General features: G+C 67.9%; 18 protein-coding genes. 8 read left to right on the top strand and 10 right to left on the bottom strand.

The window, feature by feature from the left end:
• Positions 1 to 8: 8 nt before the first annotated feature.
• A complete protein-coding gene (locus tag AB4Y64_RS16750) occupies positions 9 to 311 on the bottom strand; it encodes a putative quinol monooxygenase (protein WP_441817607.1) in 303 nt (100 codons plus the stop codon).
• Between the two features lie 247 nt (positions 312 to 558).
• Between AB4Y64_RS16750 and AB4Y64_RS16745 the strand changes: the two genes are divergently transcribed.
• The 8 genes from AB4Y64_RS16745 (at position 559) to AB4Y64_RS16710 (ending at position 6,235) form a co-directional block, all read left to right on the top strand.
• Positions 559 to 939 (top strand): diacylglycerol kinase, encoded by a 381-nt coding sequence (locus tag AB4Y64_RS16745; protein ID WP_441817606.1) that lies wholly within the window; start codon positions 559 to 561, stop codon positions 937 to 939.
• A gap of 65 nt (positions 940 to 1,004) precedes the next feature.
• On the top strand, positions 1,005 to 1,742 hold the full coding sequence (locus AB4Y64_RS16740) for a TerC family protein (RefSeq protein ID WP_441817605.1): 738 nt from the start codon (positions 1,005 to 1,007) through the stop codon (positions 1,740 to 1,742).
• Positions 1,743 to 1,858: 116 nt separating this feature from the next.
• Positions 1,859 to 2,512 carry a LemA family protein gene (locus AB4Y64_RS16735; RefSeq protein WP_441817604.1) on the top strand — a complete coding sequence of 218 codons (654 nt, stop codon included), beginning with the start codon at positions 1,859 to 1,861 and terminating at the stop codon, positions 2,510 to 2,512.
• A gap of 69 nt (positions 2,513 to 2,581) precedes the next feature.
• Entirely contained in the window at positions 2,582 to 3,451 is an 870-nt protein-coding gene (locus AB4Y64_RS16730; RefSeq protein ID WP_441817648.1) for a TPM domain-containing protein, read from the top strand.
• Positions 3,452 to 3,453: 2 nt separating this feature from the next.
• Positions 3,454 to 3,942 carry a TPM domain-containing protein gene (locus AB4Y64_RS16725; RefSeq protein WP_441817603.1) on the top strand — a complete coding sequence of 163 codons (489 nt, stop codon included), beginning with the start codon at positions 3,454 to 3,456 and terminating at the stop codon, positions 3,940 to 3,942.
• Between the two features lie 81 nt (positions 3,943 to 4,023).
• A complete protein-coding gene (gene lgt / locus AB4Y64_RS16720) occupies positions 4,024 to 4,908 on the top strand; it encodes a prolipoprotein diacylglyceryl transferase (RefSeq protein WP_441817602.1) in 885 nt (294 codons plus the stop codon).
• A gap of 18 nt (positions 4,909 to 4,926) precedes the next feature.
• Positions 4,927 to 5,721, top strand: coding sequence for a thymidylate synthase (locus AB4Y64_RS16715; protein ID WP_441817601.1), 795 nt, complete (start codon positions 4,927 to 4,929; stop codon positions 5,719 to 5,721).
• A 4-nt stretch (positions 5,722 to 5,725) separates the two neighbouring features.
• Entirely contained in the window at positions 5,726 to 6,235 is a 510-nt protein-coding gene (locus tag AB4Y64_RS16710) for a dihydrofolate reductase (protein WP_441817600.1), read from the top strand.
• Here AB4Y64_RS16710 and AB4Y64_RS16705 read toward each other — a convergent pair.
• The 9 genes from AB4Y64_RS16705 to AB4Y64_RS16665 form a co-directional block, all read right to left on the bottom strand.
• A complete protein-coding gene (locus AB4Y64_RS16705) occupies positions 6,232 to 7,272 on the bottom strand; it encodes a symmetrical bis(5'-nucleosyl)-tetraphosphatase (protein ID WP_441817599.1) in 1,041 nt (346 codons plus the stop codon). The genes AB4Y64_RS16710 and AB4Y64_RS16705 overlap by 4 nt on opposite strands.
• A 16-nt stretch (positions 7,273 to 7,288) precedes the next feature.
• Positions 7,289 to 7,672: a Co2+/Mg2+ efflux protein ApaG gene (gene apaG / locus AB4Y64_RS16700; protein WP_441817598.1), complete on the bottom strand. Its 384-nt coding sequence runs from the start codon at positions 7,670 to 7,672 to the stop codon at positions 7,289 to 7,291.
• A gap of 88 nt (positions 7,673 to 7,760) precedes the next feature.
• Positions 7,761 to 8,585 carry a 16S rRNA (adenine(1518)-N(6)/adenine(1519)-N(6))-dimethyltransferase RsmA gene (rsmA, locus tag AB4Y64_RS16695; protein ID WP_441817597.1) on the bottom strand — a complete coding sequence of 275 codons (825 nt, stop codon included), beginning with the start codon at positions 8,583 to 8,585 and terminating at the stop codon, positions 7,761 to 7,763.
• Positions 8,582 to 9,586 carry a 4-hydroxythreonine-4-phosphate dehydrogenase PdxA gene (gene pdxA / locus AB4Y64_RS16690; RefSeq protein WP_441817596.1) on the bottom strand — a complete coding sequence of 335 codons (1,005 nt, stop codon included), beginning with the start codon at positions 9,584 to 9,586 and terminating at the stop codon, positions 8,582 to 8,584. Before pdxA ends, rsmA begins: the two co-directional genes overlap by 4 nt.
• Before the next feature lie 10 nt (positions 9,587 to 9,596).
• The gene (locus AB4Y64_RS16685) at positions 9,597 to 10,979 is read right to left on the bottom strand and encodes a peptidylprolyl isomerase (RefSeq protein ID WP_441817595.1); all 1,383 of its coding nucleotides are present in this window, start codon (positions 10,977 to 10,979) and stop codon (positions 9,597 to 9,599) included.
• On the bottom strand, positions 10,976 to 13,459 hold the full coding sequence (gene lptD / locus AB4Y64_RS16680; RefSeq protein ID WP_441817594.1) for an LPS assembly protein LptD: 2,484 nt from the start codon (positions 13,457 to 13,459) through the stop codon (positions 10,976 to 10,978). Before lptD ends, AB4Y64_RS16685 begins: the two co-directional genes overlap by 4 nt.
• Before the next feature lie 216 nt (positions 13,460 to 13,675).
• A complete protein-coding gene (locus AB4Y64_RS16675) occupies positions 13,676 to 14,596 on the bottom strand; it encodes a histone deacetylase family protein (protein ID WP_441817593.1) in 921 nt (306 codons plus the stop codon).
• Between the two features lie 24 nt (positions 14,597 to 14,620).
• A complete protein-coding gene (locus tag AB4Y64_RS16670) occupies positions 14,621 to 15,175 on the bottom strand; it encodes a cob(I)yrinic acid a,c-diamide adenosyltransferase (protein ID WP_441817592.1) in 555 nt (184 codons plus the stop codon).
• Positions 15,176 to 15,194: 19 nt separating this feature from the next.
• A complete protein-coding gene (locus AB4Y64_RS16665) occupies positions 15,195 to 15,791 on the bottom strand; it encodes a DUF6580 family putative transport protein (RefSeq protein WP_441817591.1) in 597 nt (198 codons plus the stop codon).
• Positions 15,792 to 15,834: the final 43 nt, after the last annotated feature.

Genomic DNA, 15,834 nt, shown 5'->3' with positions numbered 1-15,834 from the left:
CGGGCGGCTCAGTGCGGCAGCTTGCTGGCCAGCAGGTCGACCCGGTCGATCTGCGGCGGCTGCGACAGCAGTTCGTCGGCGCGTTCCATCAGCGCCGCGGCGATCGGGCCGTCCAGGTGCGCCTGGCGGCCGGCCTCGGTGTCGAAGGTGTCATAGATCCCGAAACTGCTCGGTCCGAAGCGCAGGGCGAACCAGGTGCGCGTGCCCGGCTCGGCTTCGGCCAGCGGCAGGGCGCTGCGAAGGAACTGCTCGAGCTGTTCTTCCTTGCCGGGCTTGGCCTCCAATCGTGCCAGCAGAGCGCATCGGGACATGGCGTCTTCCTCCCATCGGGCGGGTCACTCAGGTTAGGGCCTAGCACGCTAACGGCACGCGAAAAACACGCTAGGCGGCCATGACGGGCTGCCGTTCAGAAAGGCCGGGGCAGGCGCTCGGGGCTTGTGGCAAAATCGGCCCCCTGCCGCGACCGCCGGTCGCGCCTTCACACCTTTCCCAGACACCCGTCCATGCCGATCTTCGAGCAGTCCCAGCACTTGTGCGAGCCGCCGGAGTGCCGTCACGGTGGCTGACGAATTCGGACACATGCCGCGCGGTCCCGCGCGCGTTCTCAAGGCTGCCAGGTGGTCGATGCAGGGCCTGCGTGCGGCATGGCTGCACGAGTCTTCGTTCCGGCTCGAGGTGTACCTGTTCGTGGTCCTGGCGCCGCTGGGCTGGTGGTTGGGGCAGACCGCGGTGGAGCGCGTGCTGCTGGTCGGGTCGATGCTGCTGGTGCTGAGCATCGAGTTGCTCAATTCGGCGGTGGAGGCGGTGATCGAGCGTTACGGTCCCGAGTTCCACGAACTGGCCGGCCGGGCCAAGGACATGGGTTCGGCGGCGGTGTTCGTGCTGATGATGAACGTTGTGCTGACCTGGGGCGCGATCGTCGTGCCCCGCCTGTGGTGAACCCTGCGTTCGCCGCTCGCATCCATAGATAAGAATCCCAAAAGCCAAAGTGCAGGAAACCGCAAGTGATTGTTGAGCTGCTGACCGATCCGCAGGTGTGGATCACCCTCGTTACCTTGAGCGCCATCGAGATCGTGCTCGGTATCGACAACCTCGTCTTCATTTCGATCGCGGTCAGCAAGCTGCCGTACACGCAGCGCGAGAAGGCCCGCAAATTCGGTATCGCCGTGGCCTGCCTCACCCGTATCGGCTTGCTGCTGACGCTGGCGTGGCTGGCGGGTCTGACGTCGGACCTGTTCTCGATCTTCGGCCAGGGCATTTCGGTGCGCGATCTGGTGCTGATCCTGGGCGGCGCCTTCCTGCTGGTGAAGGGCTCGATGGAGATCCGGGACCTGGTCGTCGGCGAGGACGAGGCCGAGGACATCCACACCAAGCCGGTCGCGTCGTTCATGGGCGTCATCGCGCAGATCGCGGTGATCGACATCGTGTTTTCGCTGGACTCGGTCATCGCCGCGGTCGGCATGGCCAGCCACACCCCGGTCATGGTCGCGGCGATCCTGATCGCGGTGGGCGTGATGCTGCTGGCATCCCGGCCGCTGGGCAATTTCATCGACCACAATCCGACGATCAAGATGCTGGCGCTGGCCTTCATCGTGCTGGTCGGTGTGTACCTGATCGCCGACGGTTTCGAGCTGCACATCCCGAAGGGCTACATCTACGGTGCGATGGGCTTTTCGGCGCTGGTGGAGTGCCTGAACCTGTGGGCGAAGCGGCGCGCTCAGCGTCGCCTGCAGCCCGAGTAGGGGCCGAGCAGGGCCGAGCAGGAGGCCGTTACACATTCGTTATCCCGCGGTCGGTTTGCATGCCGCCGCGGTAGATGCTGCAATGCCTGCCATCGTCACGGAAGGAGTCGCGCGTCATGACCCGCTTTGTTCAAGCGCTCGTTTTGGTCCTCATGGCCGTCGCGCTCAGCGGCTGCGGCTACAACACCATCCAGTCGAAAGACGAAGCGGTGAAGGCAGCCTGGTCGCAGGTGCTCAACGTCTACAAGCGCCGTGCCGATCTGGTGCCGAACCTGGTCGCGACAGTCCGCGGTTACGCCACCCACGAGCAGCAGGTGCTGACCCAGGTCACCGAGGCGCGTTCGAAGGTCGGCAGCATCAACGTCAACGCCAACGATCCGGCCTCGCTGGCGCAGTTCCAGCAGGCGCAGGGCGAATTGCAGAGCGCGATCGGCCGCCTGCTGGTGGTCACCGAGAACTATCCGCAGCTCAAGGCCGACCAGAACTTCCTGCAGTTGCAGGCGCAGCTGGAAGGCACCGAGAACCGCATCACCGTCGAGCGCCAGCGTTACATCGGCACGGTGCAGGACTACAACACCTACATCCGCCAGTTCCCGACCAACCTCACCGCGATGATGTTCGGCTACAAGCCCAAGCCGAATTTCACGGTCGAGAACGAGGCGCAGATCCAGGAAGCGCCGAAGGTCGACTTCGGCCAGCCGGCGCAGCCTCAGCAACCCCAGCCGCAGCAGCCGGCGCCGCAACAGCAGCCGGCACCGGCCAACGGCTGAGCCGGGCGTGAGCCGTAGCGGAGCATTGCCGTGAACGCGCGGCGGTTGTGGTCGCAGGTCGCCCCGGTCGTGGCCGGGTTGCTGCTCGCCTGCGCCTCGTTGCAGGCGCAGCAGCTGGCGCCCATCCCGGCGATGACCTCGCCGGTGGTCGACACCACCGGCACGATCGACGCGACCACCCGCCAGCAGCTCGAGGCGCAGGCGTTGGCGTTGCAGCAACGCAAGGGCAGCCAGCTGCAGGTGCTGATGGTGCCGACCACGGCCCCCGAGGACATCGCCCAGTACGCGGTGCGCGTGTTCGACGAGTGGAAGGTCGGGCGCAAGGGCGTCAATGACGGCATCCTGCTGGTGGTCGCCAAGGACGACCGCCGGGTCAAGATCGAAGTGGGGTATGGCCTGGAGGGTGCGATTCCCGATGCCACCTCCTCGCGGGTGATCCAGGAATACCTGGTGCCCAGGTTTCGCGCCGGCGATTACGCCGGTGGCATCGCCGACGCCAGCGGCGCGCTGGTCAAGCTGATCGACGGCGAGCCGCTGCCGGCGCCCATGGCCGATCACGCTCCGGCGCGCGGCAACGGTGGCAGCGGCTGGTTGTTCGCGTTGTTCGTCGCCTTCATCGTCGCCCAGATCGCGCGCGGCATCTTCGGCCGCGCGCCGTCGCTGCTGCGCGGTGTGATCGGCGCCGGCGCTGCCGGCGGCATCGCCTGGTTGATCTCCTCGATGATGGTGGTCGGCGGCATCGGCGCCGCCATCGGCTTCTTCATGGGGCTGGCCAGCGTGCCGTCGGGACGCTTCGCGCGCGATCGCGGCCACGGTGGATTCGGCGGCTGGGGTGGCGGTGGCTTCGGTGGTGGCGGCGGTGGGGGCTTCGGCGGCGGTGGCGGCTGGGGCGGTGGCGGCGGCATGAGCGGAGGCGGTGGCGCCTCCGGGAGCTGGTGACCATGCGGCTGTTCAAGCACCTTTTTCCGCCTTCGGCCAAGCGACTGTTTCCGGCCGCGAGCCTGCAGCGCATCGCCGAGGCGATCGCCGCCAGCGAGCTGCACCACACCGGCGAAATCTGCTTCGCGGTCGACCCGAGCCTGCATCCGCGCCAGGTGCTGTCCGGCGTGGAGGCGCGCGAGCAGGCCAGCGAGGTTTTCGCCCGCCTGCGGGTATGGGACACGCAGGCCAACAATGGCGTGCTGCTGTACCTGCTGCTCGCCGACCATCGCATCGAGATCGTTGCCGATCGCGGCTTCGAGGGCCGCGTCAGCGCCGAGCAGTGGCGCGGCGTGTGCCAGCTGATCGAGGAGCGGATGCGCAGCGGCGAGGCCGAGGCCGGCGTGCTGGCCGGCATCGACGCGCTGTCGGCGCTGCTGGTCGAGCATTTCCCGCGCGGCGAAGGCGTGCACGACAGCAACGAGCTGCCCGATCTGCCGTACATCCTCTAGCCGTTGCGGTCAGCCCGCCCGCCCAAGGCGGGCGGGGAGAGGGCACAATAGCCACCACGCCGTCCGGAGCCGAACCGCCGCATGACCGTCCTGCACCAGATCGATCCGATCGCATTCCATCTCGGCCCGCTCCAGGTGCACTGGTACGGAATCATGTACCTGCTGGGCTTCGGCGTTGCCTGGTGGCTCGGCCGCCGCCGTGTCCGCGCCGGCCGCCTCCCCGGCGTCAACGAACAGGCCTACGGCGACCTGCTGTTCTACGGGATGCTCGGTGTCGTCCTGGGCGGGCGACTGGGCTACGTCTTCTTCTATTCGTTCCCGGCATTGCTGCAGGATCCGTTGATGCTGCTGCGCATCTGGGAAGGCGGCATGAGCTTCCACGGTGGCCTGATCGGCGTGGTCGTGGCGGCCTGGTGGTGGTCGCGCCGGCATCGTCTGCACCTGTTCGACACGGTCGACTTCATCGCGCCGCTGGTTCCGCCGGGCCTGGGCTTCGGGCGCCTGGGCAACTACATCGGCGGCGAGTTGTGGGGCAAGTTCACCGAAGCCGGCTGGGGCGTGGTGTTCCCGCGTGCGCCGGAGTTCGACGGCTGGAGCCAGGAGCAGATCTACAGCCAGTTCGCCAGCGGCGCGCTGGATCGTTACGCGCGCCACCCCTCGCAGCTCTACCAGGCGCTGCTCGAAGGCCTGGTGATGTTCCTGGCGTTGTGGTGGTTCTCCAGCAAGCCGCGCCCGCGCTATGCGGTGTCGGGACTGTTCGCGCTGCTGTACGGCTGCTTCCGCTTCCTCGTCGAATTCGTGCGCGTGCCCGACCAGCAGATCGGCTACCTCGCCTTCGGCTGGCTGACGATGGGGCAGGTGCTGAGCCTGCCGCTGATCGCGCTGGGTCTGTTCTGGCTGTGGTGGTCGCGGCGTCAGCCGACGTTGCAGCCGCAGCCGCTGGCCGTTCCGCCGAGCGCGGGCTGAGCCACGGGAGTTGATGCAATGAAGCAATACCTCGACCTGCTGCGTCACGTCCTGGAAAGCGGCAGCGACAAGGCCGACCGCACCGGTACCGGCACGCGCAGCGTGTTCGGCTGGCAGATGCGCTTCGACCTCGCCGAAGGCTTCCCGCTGGTCACCACCAAGAAGCTGCACCTGCGCTCGATCGTGCACGAGCTGCTGTGGTTCCTGCAGGGCGAAACCAACACCGCCTACCTCAAGGACAACAAGGTCAGCATCTGGGACGAGTGGGCCGACGCCGATGGCGAGCTTGGCCCGGTCTATGGCAAGCAGTGGCGGCGCTGGGCCGGCGCGGACGGCATCGAGATCGACCAGATCCGCTGGGTGGTCGATGAGATCAAACGCAATCCCGATTCGCGCCGGCTGATCGTGTCGGCGTGGAATGTCGCCGACCTGCCGCGCATGGCGTTGATGCCGTGCCACACGATGTTCCAGTTCTACGTCGCCAACGGAAAGCTCAGTTGCCAGCTGTACCAGCGCAGCGGCGACATCTTCCTCGGCGTGCCGTTCAACATCGCCAGCTATGCGCTGCTGACGCACATGGTCGCGCAGGTATGCGGCCTGGGCGTGGGCGATTTCGTGCATACGCTTGGCGATGCGCACCTGTACTCGAACCACTTCGAGCAGGCGCGCGAACAGTTGTCGCGCACACCGCGCGCGTTGCCGACGCTGCGGCTCAATCCGGACGTGCGCGACATCTTCGGCTTCACGTACGACGACATCGCCATCGAGCATTACGACCCGCTGCCGGCGATCAAGGCGCCGGTCGCGGTCTGACCCGATGCAGCCGGTGCAGCTCGAACTGGTCCTCATCGCGGCACTCGACCGCAACCGCGCCATCGGCCGCGACAACGACCTGCCTTGGCGCCTGCCCGACGACCTCAAGCGCTTCAAGGCGCTGACGCTGGGCAAGCCGGTGCTGATGGGGCGCAAGACCGCGCAGTCGCTCGGGCGCGCGCTGCCCGGCCGGCTCAACCTGGTGCTGACACGCTCGGGACAGGTGCCGTTCGACGGCATGCAGGCGGTTGCGTCGCTGGACGATGCCATGCGCGTTGCGGCAGCAGCCGGCGCGATCTCGCTGTGCGTGATCGGCGGCGGCGAGGTCTATGCGCAGTGCTTGCCGATGGCCACGCAATTGCATCTGACCCATGTCGACACGGTGGTCGATGGCGCAGACGCGTTCTTTCCGATGGTTGATGCCGCGCAATGGCGCGCTCTCGCCCGCGAACGGCATGGGGCCGATGCGAAGCACGGCTGTGCGTTCGAGTTTGTCGACTACCTGCGCGCCTAGTCCTGGTCGGTTTCCACTGGCGGCGGTGCGGCTGCGGTTTCGTTCTGGCGCTGCCGGCCTTGCCCCTGGCCACCCTGGTTGCTGCCCTGACTGCCCTGACTGCCCTGGCCGCGTGGCTGACCCTGGCGCGGCTGTCCGCCCTGCGGCTGCCGCTGCTGGCGCTGACGGTTGCGGTCGTCGGCGTGGTACGGCGGCCGCGGACGCGGCGGCGTGGCCGGCACGTCGCGCCCGGCGACCTGGACGATCCGCAGTTCATCGGTATCCAGCTGCAGTGCAGTGAGCTTGCCGCCCCACACCGCGCCCGAATCGATGGCATGGACGCCATGACCGATGAACAGTCCCAAGGTGGACCAGTGGCCGCAGACGATCTTGAGGTCGCGTTCGACGCGGCCGGGCACTTCGTACCAGGGGTACAGGCCGGCCGGCTGCGTGCCGGGGCTGCCCTTGTCCTCGAACGAGATGCGGCCGCGCGGCGTGCAGTAACGCAGGCGCGTGAAGATGTTGATGATCGCGCGCTGGCGCTCGAGGCCGGCCAGCTTGGGGTGCCAGGCCGGCTTGTCGCCGTACATGTTCTTGAGCAGCCGGCGGAACTGGTCGCTGTGCAGGCGCTCCTCGATCTCGCGCGCGAAGCGCTCGGCCATCTGGGTCGACCACTGCGGCGCCAGCGCGGCATGGACCATCATCCAGCCCAGCTTGCGATCGACGTGGGCCAGCTTCTGCATGCGCAGCCAGGTCAGCAGTTCGTCGCGGTCTTCGGCCAGGACGATGCGCTGCAGGTCCTGGTTGACCTTGCGCTGCTCGTCCTCGCGCCGCTCGCCAATGGCCAGCAGCGACAGGTCGTGGTTGCCCAGGACGACCACGCTGTTGGCGCGCAGCGAGTGCACCAGCCGCAGCGTTTCCAGCGACTGGCCGCCGCGGTTGACCAGGTCGCCGCAGAACCACAGCTGGTCGCGCGCCGGGTCGAAGGCGATCCGTTCCAGCAGGCGCTGGGTCGCGTCGTAACAGCCTTGGAGATCGCCGATGGCCCAGGTGGTCATGTGTTCAGGGGCCCGGTCAGTGCAAGGTTCGCGGCACGGACAGACTGAACGCCGGAATCGGCGCATCGAACTGCGTGCCATCGTCGGCGAGCATGTGATAGCTGCCTTCCATCATGCCGTGGCTGGTTTCCAGCACGGCGCCGGAGGTGTATTCGAAGTCTTCGCCGGGGCGCAGGTACGGCTGCTCGCCGACCACGCCTTCGCCCTCTACTTCCTGGATCTTGCCGTTGCTGTCGGTGATCAACCAGCGGCGGCTGAGCAGGCGTGCCGGCACGCGGCCGCGGTTGTGGATGCTGATGGTGTAGGCAAAGACGTAGCGGTCCTGCCCAGGCTCGGACTGGTCGTCGAGGTAACGGGTGGCGACGGAGACGTCGACGGCGTAGTCAATACTGCGTTCCATGCCGACAGTGTAGGGCGACCGGTCGAAAATTGGTCAACGTTATGTATGCAAACAGTGGGAATCGCCTTCTATTCGCTGTTCCCGCGCGTCATTCCCGCTTCAGGGAATTGGCCAGGCGGACGAAATCCGCCACTTCGATCTGCTCGGCACGCGCGTCCGGGCGCACGCCGGCGGCCTCGATCGCGGCCGCGTCGCAGAGCTTGGACAGGGCATTGCGCAGCGTCTTGCGACGTTGCCCGAACGCATCGCGCACGACGGCCGAGAACATCGCCGGATCGGCTATGCCGATCGTTTCCGGTGCGCGAGGCACCAGTCGCACCACCGCCGAATCGACCTTCGGCGGCGGCTTGAACGCGCCCGGCGGGACGTCGAACAGCGCGGTGACCTGGCAGTAGGCCTGCAGCATCACGCCCAGGCGCCCGTAGACCTTGCTGCCGGGGCCGGCAGCCATGCGATCGACGACTTCCTTCTGCAGCATGAAGACCATGTCGCTGATCGCCGCGGCATGTTCGAGTGCGTGGAACAGGATCGGCGAGGACAGGTTGTAGGGAAGGTTGCCGACCAGGCGGATCTTGCCGTCACCGGCCTGGCCTTCGCCGGAGGCGCTGTTGCGCGCGATGACGCTGAAGTCGACCGACAGCACGTCGCGATGGATCACTTCCAGCGTGCCGTGCGCACGCGCGGCTTCGGTCAACGGGAAGATCAGGTCGCGATCGAACTCGATGACGGTCAGTTCGCCATGGCGATCGAGCAGCGGAAAGGTGATCGCACCCTGGCCCGGGCCGATCTCGACGAGACGGTCGCCAGGCTTCGGATCGACGGCCTGCACGATCATGTCGATGATCCTGCGGTCATGCAGGAAGTGCTGGCCAAGGTGTTTCTTTGCCGGCTCGGTGAAGTTGCGCGTGCTCATGCGGGCATGCTCGTTGCAAAGTGGCTCGTGCCCCGCCGGATGCGGGCGATGCGGGCGCAGGTGTCGGCGGCGGCGAACAGGCTCGACGGGTCGGCCACGCCCTGGCCGGCCAGCTCCAGGGCGGTGCCATGGTCGACCGCGACGCGCGGGTAGGGCAGGCCCAGGGTCAGGTTCACCGCCTGCTCGAAACCGCTGTATTTCAGCACCGGCAGGCCCTGGTCGTGGTACATGGCCACCACTGCGTCGAAGCCCTTGAGTTTGCCGGGCAGGAAGGCGGTGTCGGCCGGAAGCGGCCCGACCAGACGCAGTCCTTGATCGCGCAGGGCGGCCAGCGCCGGCTCGATGACGTCCAGCTCCTCGCGGCCGAGGTGGCCGCCTTCGCCGGCATGCGGGTTGAGGCCCAGCACCGCGATCACCGGCTCGGCGATGCCGAAGTCGTCGCGCAGCGCCGCGTGGGTGGTCAGCAGCGTCCGCGCCAGCGACGGTGCGTCGATGGCGTCGGCGACCGCGCGCAGCGGCAGGTGGGTCGTGACCAGGGCCACGCGGACGATGTCGTTGGCCAGCATCATCACCACCTCGCGGCCGGCCTGGCCGGCGAGCAGCTCGGTGGTGCCGCTGTAGGCGATGCCGCCTTCATTGATCACCGCCTTGTGCACCGGGCCGGTGACCATGCCGTCGAAGCGGCCGTCCAGGCAGCCTGCGGCGGCCTGCAGCAGGGCGTCGATCACCGCCCGGGCGTTGCCCGGCTCGGGGCTGCCGAAAGCCGGCACGGTGGCATTGGGGATGTCGACCAGGGCCAGCGTCCCGGCCTCGAATGCCGGCTGGTCAGGCGCAAGCAGGCGCAGCGGCAGGCCAAGGGCCGTCGCGGCGGCCTGCAGGCTGCGCGCGTCGGCGAAGGCGGTCAGGGAGTAATCGCGTGGGCGCTGGGCCAGGCGCACGCACAGTTCGGGCCCCACACCCGCCGGCTCGCCCGGCACCAGCGCGAGCCGAACAGGGTTCATCCAGGCGTGCTCAGCCGCCCGTGGCAGGCGTGGCGGGCGCTGCGGCCGGCTCGGCGGCCTTGCCGACGCGGACGTCGACGAAGGCTTCGCCACGCAGCTCGCGCAGGAAGCGGTTCCACTCGTCCTCGAGCTTGCGACGGCCGATGGTCTCCTGGACCTGGGCGCGGCGGTTGCGGTCGCCGACGTCGGACTGGCGGGTGCCTTCGAGCTTGACCACGTGCCAGCCGGCCTGGGTGCGGATCGGTGCGGACACCTGGCCCGGCTGCAGCGCGGCGATGGCGGCGCCAAAGTCAGGACCGAATTCGTCGCGGGTGAACCAGCCCAGGTCGCCGCCCTTGCCCTTGGAGCTGGCGTCGTCGGAGTTTTCCTGAGCCAGCACCGCGAAATCGGCGCCACCGGCCAGGCGGGCCTGCAGCGTGGTCGCCTTGGCCTTGGCCTTGGCGTCGTCGGTGGTGTCGTCGACGCGGACCAGGATGTGGCGCGCCTGGTACTGGGTGACCATGGCCGGCGCCGCCTGCGAGGCGTCACGGGTCTCGACCAGCTTGACCAGCTGGAAACCGCTGGGGCCGCGGATCGGCGCGGTGACGTCGCCGACGTTCATGTTGCGCATCAGCGTGGCGAACGCCTGCGGAATCTCGTCGACACTGCGCCAGCCCAGGTCGCCGCCTTCCAGCGCGTTGGGGCTGTCGGAATAGCGCACCGCTGCCGCTGCGAAGTCCATCTCGCCCTTGTCGATCAGGGCCTTTACGCCCTCGATCTTCTTCTGCGCGACGGCGATCTGCTCGGCGGTGGCGCCTTCCGGCAACTGCACCAGGATGTGGGCGAGGTGGAACTGGCTGCCGCTGTTGGCCTGTGCGGCCATGGCGGAGTCGATCTCGGCGTCGCTGACCGTCACCCGGCTCTGCGCGAAGCGCTGGCGCAGGCGCTGGATCAGCAGTTCATCGCGGATCGAGCTGCGGAAATCGTTGTAGTTGGTGCCTTCGCGCGCCAGCTGCTGGCGCAGCTGCTCCGGGCTGACCCGGTTCTGCTGGGCGATGCCGGCGATGGCCTGGTCGACTTCCTGGTCGGTGACGCGCACGCCGGTGCTCTGGGCGCGGGCCACCTGCAGCTTGACCAGGACCAGGCGCTCGAGCACCTGGCGCTCAAGCACGTCGCGCGGCGGCAGCTGGTTCTCGCGGCCGGCGTACTGGCCGAGGATGTTGTTGACGGCGCGGTCGAGCTCGGTCTTGAGGACCACGTCCTCGTCGACCACCGCAGCGATGCCATCGATGGGCTGGACCGAGCTGGACGGCTGGGAGTCGGGCAGCTGCGAGGTCTGGGCCAGTGCGGTCGCCAGCGGCAGGGTGCCGGAGAGCACCGCGACGGCAAGGGCGGACGCGAATAGTTTCTTCATAGGGTCGGGTCGGGAGTGGGTTCGACTTGGCCGCCGCCGTTGTTCAGGCGCTCCGCGGAGCTGGGCGGCACGAGATAGAGGTCATCGCGGTTGTACCCGAGGATACCACGGCGCAGGGAGCGCTCTACGTTCTGCCCGGCCGAGCCCAGGCCCTTGAGTTCAAACTCGAACATGATGCGGGTATCCAGTTCGCCATCGCGATTGCGGAGGTAGCGGCGGGCCACCAGGCGGGCGGCCAGGCAGCAGCTTTCCCATTGGACACCGGCGATCGTCTCCAGTTCCTTCTTGTCGAGGATGGAGTAGTAGTAGCGCCCGACCACGCTCCAGGTGCGGTTGATCGGGTACAGGAACGAGAAGTCGGCCTGTTCCAGCAGGTCCTGGTTTTCCGGCGGGTCGATGCCCGGGCGGAAGCTGGCGTTGCGGCGGTAGCGGTAACCGAGGTTGACCACGCCGTTGTTGTCGAAGATGTACCGCGCCCGGAAGCTGGTCATGTCCTCGGCGCGGTACTTGGGGTTCCACATGTAGGTGCCCGAAAGCGTCCAGCGGTCGCTCGGGCTGACGCTGGCGTCGGCGATCCAGGCCGACTTGCCCTGCTCGATCGGCGTCTCGTTGGGCAGGGTGACCAGGCTGTCGTCGAAGTAGAAGATCTGGCCGATGCTGGCGGCCAGGCGCTCCTTGCCGTCGTCCTCGCTGATCAGGCGCGTGGTCAGGGCGGCGGTCAGCTGGTTGGCGTCGGCCTGGCGGTCGGCGCCGGTGTAACGGTTGTCGCGGAACAGCTGGCCCCAGCTGAAGGTGGTCGCGCCGGTGTCGTAGATCGGCAGGCCGTCCTGGTCGCGGTTGGGCACGTTCAGGTAGTAGATCCGCGGTTCCAGGGTGTTGAGGAAGGCGTCGCCGCGGACGGTGGTGTTGCGGTCGAAGTACAGGCCGGCGTCGACCGAGGTGATCGGCAGGCTGCGCGATTGCGAGTTGTCGCGGAACTGCTGGGCCAGCTCCTCTGGCGTGAGCGTGCTGCCATAGCGCGCGATGAATTCGTTGGCGCGCTCAATCGCGCTGCCGTCGTTCTGGTAGGCGGTGTAGCGCCAGGCCAGTTTGGGCCGGATGAACCAGCTGGCGCCTTCCAGCGGCACGGCGATGTAGGGCTTCACGTCGATGCGCGAGCCGCCGAGGAACTCGGTGTGCTGGAAGCGCACGGCCTCGGCGTCCACGCCGGCCTGCAGCCAGCTGCCGAAGAACGGCTGGCCCCAGTGGCCGTAGGCGCGCGGCAGCCGGTCGAAGGCCAGGCTGGAATCGGTCAGGGTGTAGTCGGCCAGCTGGTAGTGGTCGGCCATCAGGCTGGCCTCCCAGTGCTGGCCGCGACCGTACAGGCCGGCGTCGCTGCGGATCGAGTAGTTCGAGATGCCGTACAGGCTGCTGCTGAAATCCTCGAAATAGTGCGTGTCGCTGACCCAGCCGAGGTTGGTGTTGGCGTACCAGCTGCCGTTGAGGTTGTGCGTGGCCGTCATCGCGAACTGGCCGCGATTGTCCTCGGGCAGGGTCGCGCCGGGGATGGGATTGCCGTTGAGATCGTTGAGGTAGCGGTCCGGTTCGTTGCCCGGCAGATCGTCCTTCGGCATCCAGTTGCCGTAGACCTCGCCCTTGCCCTTGGGGTACAGCCAGCGGAACTCGGCGCCGAGCAGGCTGCCGCGATCGCTCATGTAGCGCGGATAGAGTGTTGCGTCGTAGTTGGGCGCGAGGTTGAGGTAGATCGGCTGTTTCCAGTCGAATCCGTTGCGACCCGACAGCGAGATCTGCGGATAGAGCAGGCCGGTGCGGCGGCGCTCGTCGACCGGGAACATGAACCACGGCACGTACATCACCGGCACCTTGCCGATGCGGATGGTGGCGTTGCGCGCCACGCCCATGCCTTCGGCGGTGTCGATGTCGATGCGGTGGGCGCGCAGTTCCCAGGCGCGCTCGCCCGGCGGGCAGGTCGAATAGGTCGATTCGACCATGCTGCCCTTGGCGCCATCGAGATCGATGCGCTCGGCGCCGCCGTTGCCGCGGCGCTGGGTCAGCTGGTACTGCACGTCCTCGATGCGGTGCTTGTCTGCGTTCTGGTCGCCTTCGGCACGGGCCGCGGTGACGCGCATGCCCGAGTCCTGGTAGCGGACGTTGCCGATCGCGCTGTACTTGCCTGTCTCGGCGTTGTAGCTGAGCTTGTCCGTGCCGAGGAACTGGTCGCCGCGATTGAGCTTGACGTTGTCCTGGACGACGATGTCCTGGTCGTTGGCCGAGCGCTCGAGCTGGCCGCCGTCGATGTCGGTGGGTTCCTGCCCGCGCGTGGCCAGGTCACCCACCGGAGCAGGCGCATCGTCGAAAGATGGCACCGCGTCGACGATCGGACACAGGCCCCAATCCTCCTCGTCGCCGTCGGCGGCGTGCGCGGGCAGGGCCAGCGCGATGCACAGCGACAACGGGAGCAGGCGTAGGGATTGGCGCACTCGGGATCCGTATCGTGGCGTGGGGAAACGGGCCGCTAGCTTGCCGTATCCACCGCAAGCGGGCAACGCGCGCATCATCATGCTCACAAGCCTGTTCATTTCCGCGTCAAGACGGCGCGGGTCCAACCAGCGCGGAAGCGGGCAATCCCACGGGCCTGGCCCACGGCGAGCCCGACGCCACCAAGCCGCGCGCAATGGCAGCCCCCTGGCGGGGAGTCAGGGCTGGGCGTCCAGCAGCGCCCCGACGTGGGCGATGCTGCACTCGCGCAACGCCGACAGGTCGTAGCCACCTTCCAGCATCGACACGATCCGGCCGTTGCCATGGCGGTTGGCCACGGCCACCAGCTGCCGCGTGAGCCAGGTGTAGTCGTCGGTTTCCAGTTCCAGTTGCGCCAGCGGGTCGCGCTTGTGCCCGTCGAATCCGGCCGAGACGAACAGCAGCTGCGGGCGGAACGATTCCAGTGCCGGCAGCAGCCGCTCCTGCCAGGCGCGGCGGAACGCATCGCTGCCGCACGCCGGCGGCAACGGCGCGTTGACGACGTTGCCCACGCCGCGCTCGTTGGCGTAGCCGGTGTCGGGATACAGCGGCATCTGGTGCGAGCTGAGGTACATCACGCGCGGATCGGTATCGAAGATCGCCTGCGTGCCGTTGCCGTGGTGCACGTCGAAATCGACCACCGCCACGCGCGTCAACCCGTGCTTCTCGCAGGCATGCGCGGCGGCGACGGCGATGTTGTTGAACAGGCAAAAGCCCATCGCCACCGTCGCGGTGGCGTGATGGCCGGGCGGGCGCACCGCGCAGAACACGCGCCGCGCGTCGCCGTGCATCACCGCATCGACGGCAGCGATGCCGGCGCCGGCGGCTCGCAGTGCAGCTTCAGCTGAGCCCGGTCCAAGCACGGTGTCCGGATCCAGCGCCATCGGCGCGTCGACCACGGTGTCCAGCACCAGTGCCAGCAAGGCGTCATCGTGCACGCGCAGCAGTTGTCCGCGGCTCGCGCGCGGTGCTTCGTGCCAGTCGAGTGAGGTGAAGTTCTCGCGCAGCGCCTCGATCACCGCGACCAGGCGCAAGGGCCGCTCGGCGTGGCCGGGGCCGGGGTCGTGACGGGTGCAGGCCGGATGGCTGTAGACGCGCATGTCAGCCGCTCCGCCGCTGCGTGCTCAGGCCTTGCGGCGCTCGTGGTTCCACAGCACTTCGCCGTGGCCACTGGCGCGCGCCAGCACGCGCGCCAGCACGAACAGCAGGTCGGACAGGCGGTTGAGATAACGCACCGCTTCGGCACGCACCGGTTCCAGCCGCGACAGGGCCACGGTTTCGCGCTCGGCGCGGCGCACCACGGTGCGTGCAATGTGGCAGCGCGCCGCCGCTTCGCCACCGCCGGGCAGGATGAAATCCTTCAGCGGCGGCAACGGTTCGTTGAAGGCATCGAGCTGCTGCTCGAGGCGGTCGATGTCGTTGTCGAAGATGGCGGCGTGGCCGGGAATGCACAGCTCGCCGCCGAGGTCGAACATCTGGTGCTGGACCGTGGTCAACAGGGTGCGGATGTCGTCGGGGACGTCCGTGGCCAGCACCAGGCCGATGCAGGAGTTGGCCTCGTCCACCGTGCCGTAGGCCGCCACGCGGGCCGAATCCTTGGCGACGCGGCTGCCGTCGCCCAGGCCGGTCGTGCCGTCGTCGCCGGTACGCGTGTAGATCTTGCTGAGGCGGTTGCCCACTGTGCCAGCGGTCCGGGGGTCAGACCGTCTGCATGCGCAGCGCCGGCACGCGGCTGCGCAGCAGGGCGAAGCCACCGAACAGCAGCGCCGCGTAGAACAGCGTGCCCAGCACGGTCCACTGGAAGAACGGGATGCCGGCGACGAAGGCCGCGCCGAGACCGCCTGCCGTCATCGGATAGGTCGGGGTCACCTGGAACGCCCACGAAGCGAAATTGGTGACGACGAAGAACAGCACCGAGCCGACCAGCGAATAGCCGAGCACGCGCGAGCCGTTGACGCGGCCACGCAGGTTCAGGCCCAGTGCCGTGATCAGGGCCACGCACAGATACACCACCCAGATGCCGGCGCTGCCGAACCAGGTCGAGTACAGGCCGCCATTGATCGCCGCCAGGGCGATGTCGGAAACGAACATGCCAACCAGCGGCACGATGAAAGCCCAGCGCCTGGACGCGAAGTAGGCGCCGCCGAACAGCGCCATGGCCTCGACCGGCGAGAAGTTCGGCGGGTGCGGCAGCAGGCGGGTGAGTGCGGCGACCACGATCATGCCGGCGAGCACCAGCGGGCCGGGGGCGAAGACTTTGTCCAGGGCGGACTTCTCGGAGGCAGGACGATTCATCGTGGTCGATTCTTGGGAAGGTAACGGCCTTCAGGAACCGCTA

Source organism: Lysobacter sp. TAF61 (genome assembly GCF_052113485.1).
Lineage (GTDB): Bacteria > Pseudomonadota > Gammaproteobacteria > Xanthomonadales > Xanthomonadaceae > Lysobacter_J.
The sequence above is the reverse complement of the archived record's forward strand: the minus strand, read 5'-3'. Positions and strand labels throughout refer to the sequence as shown.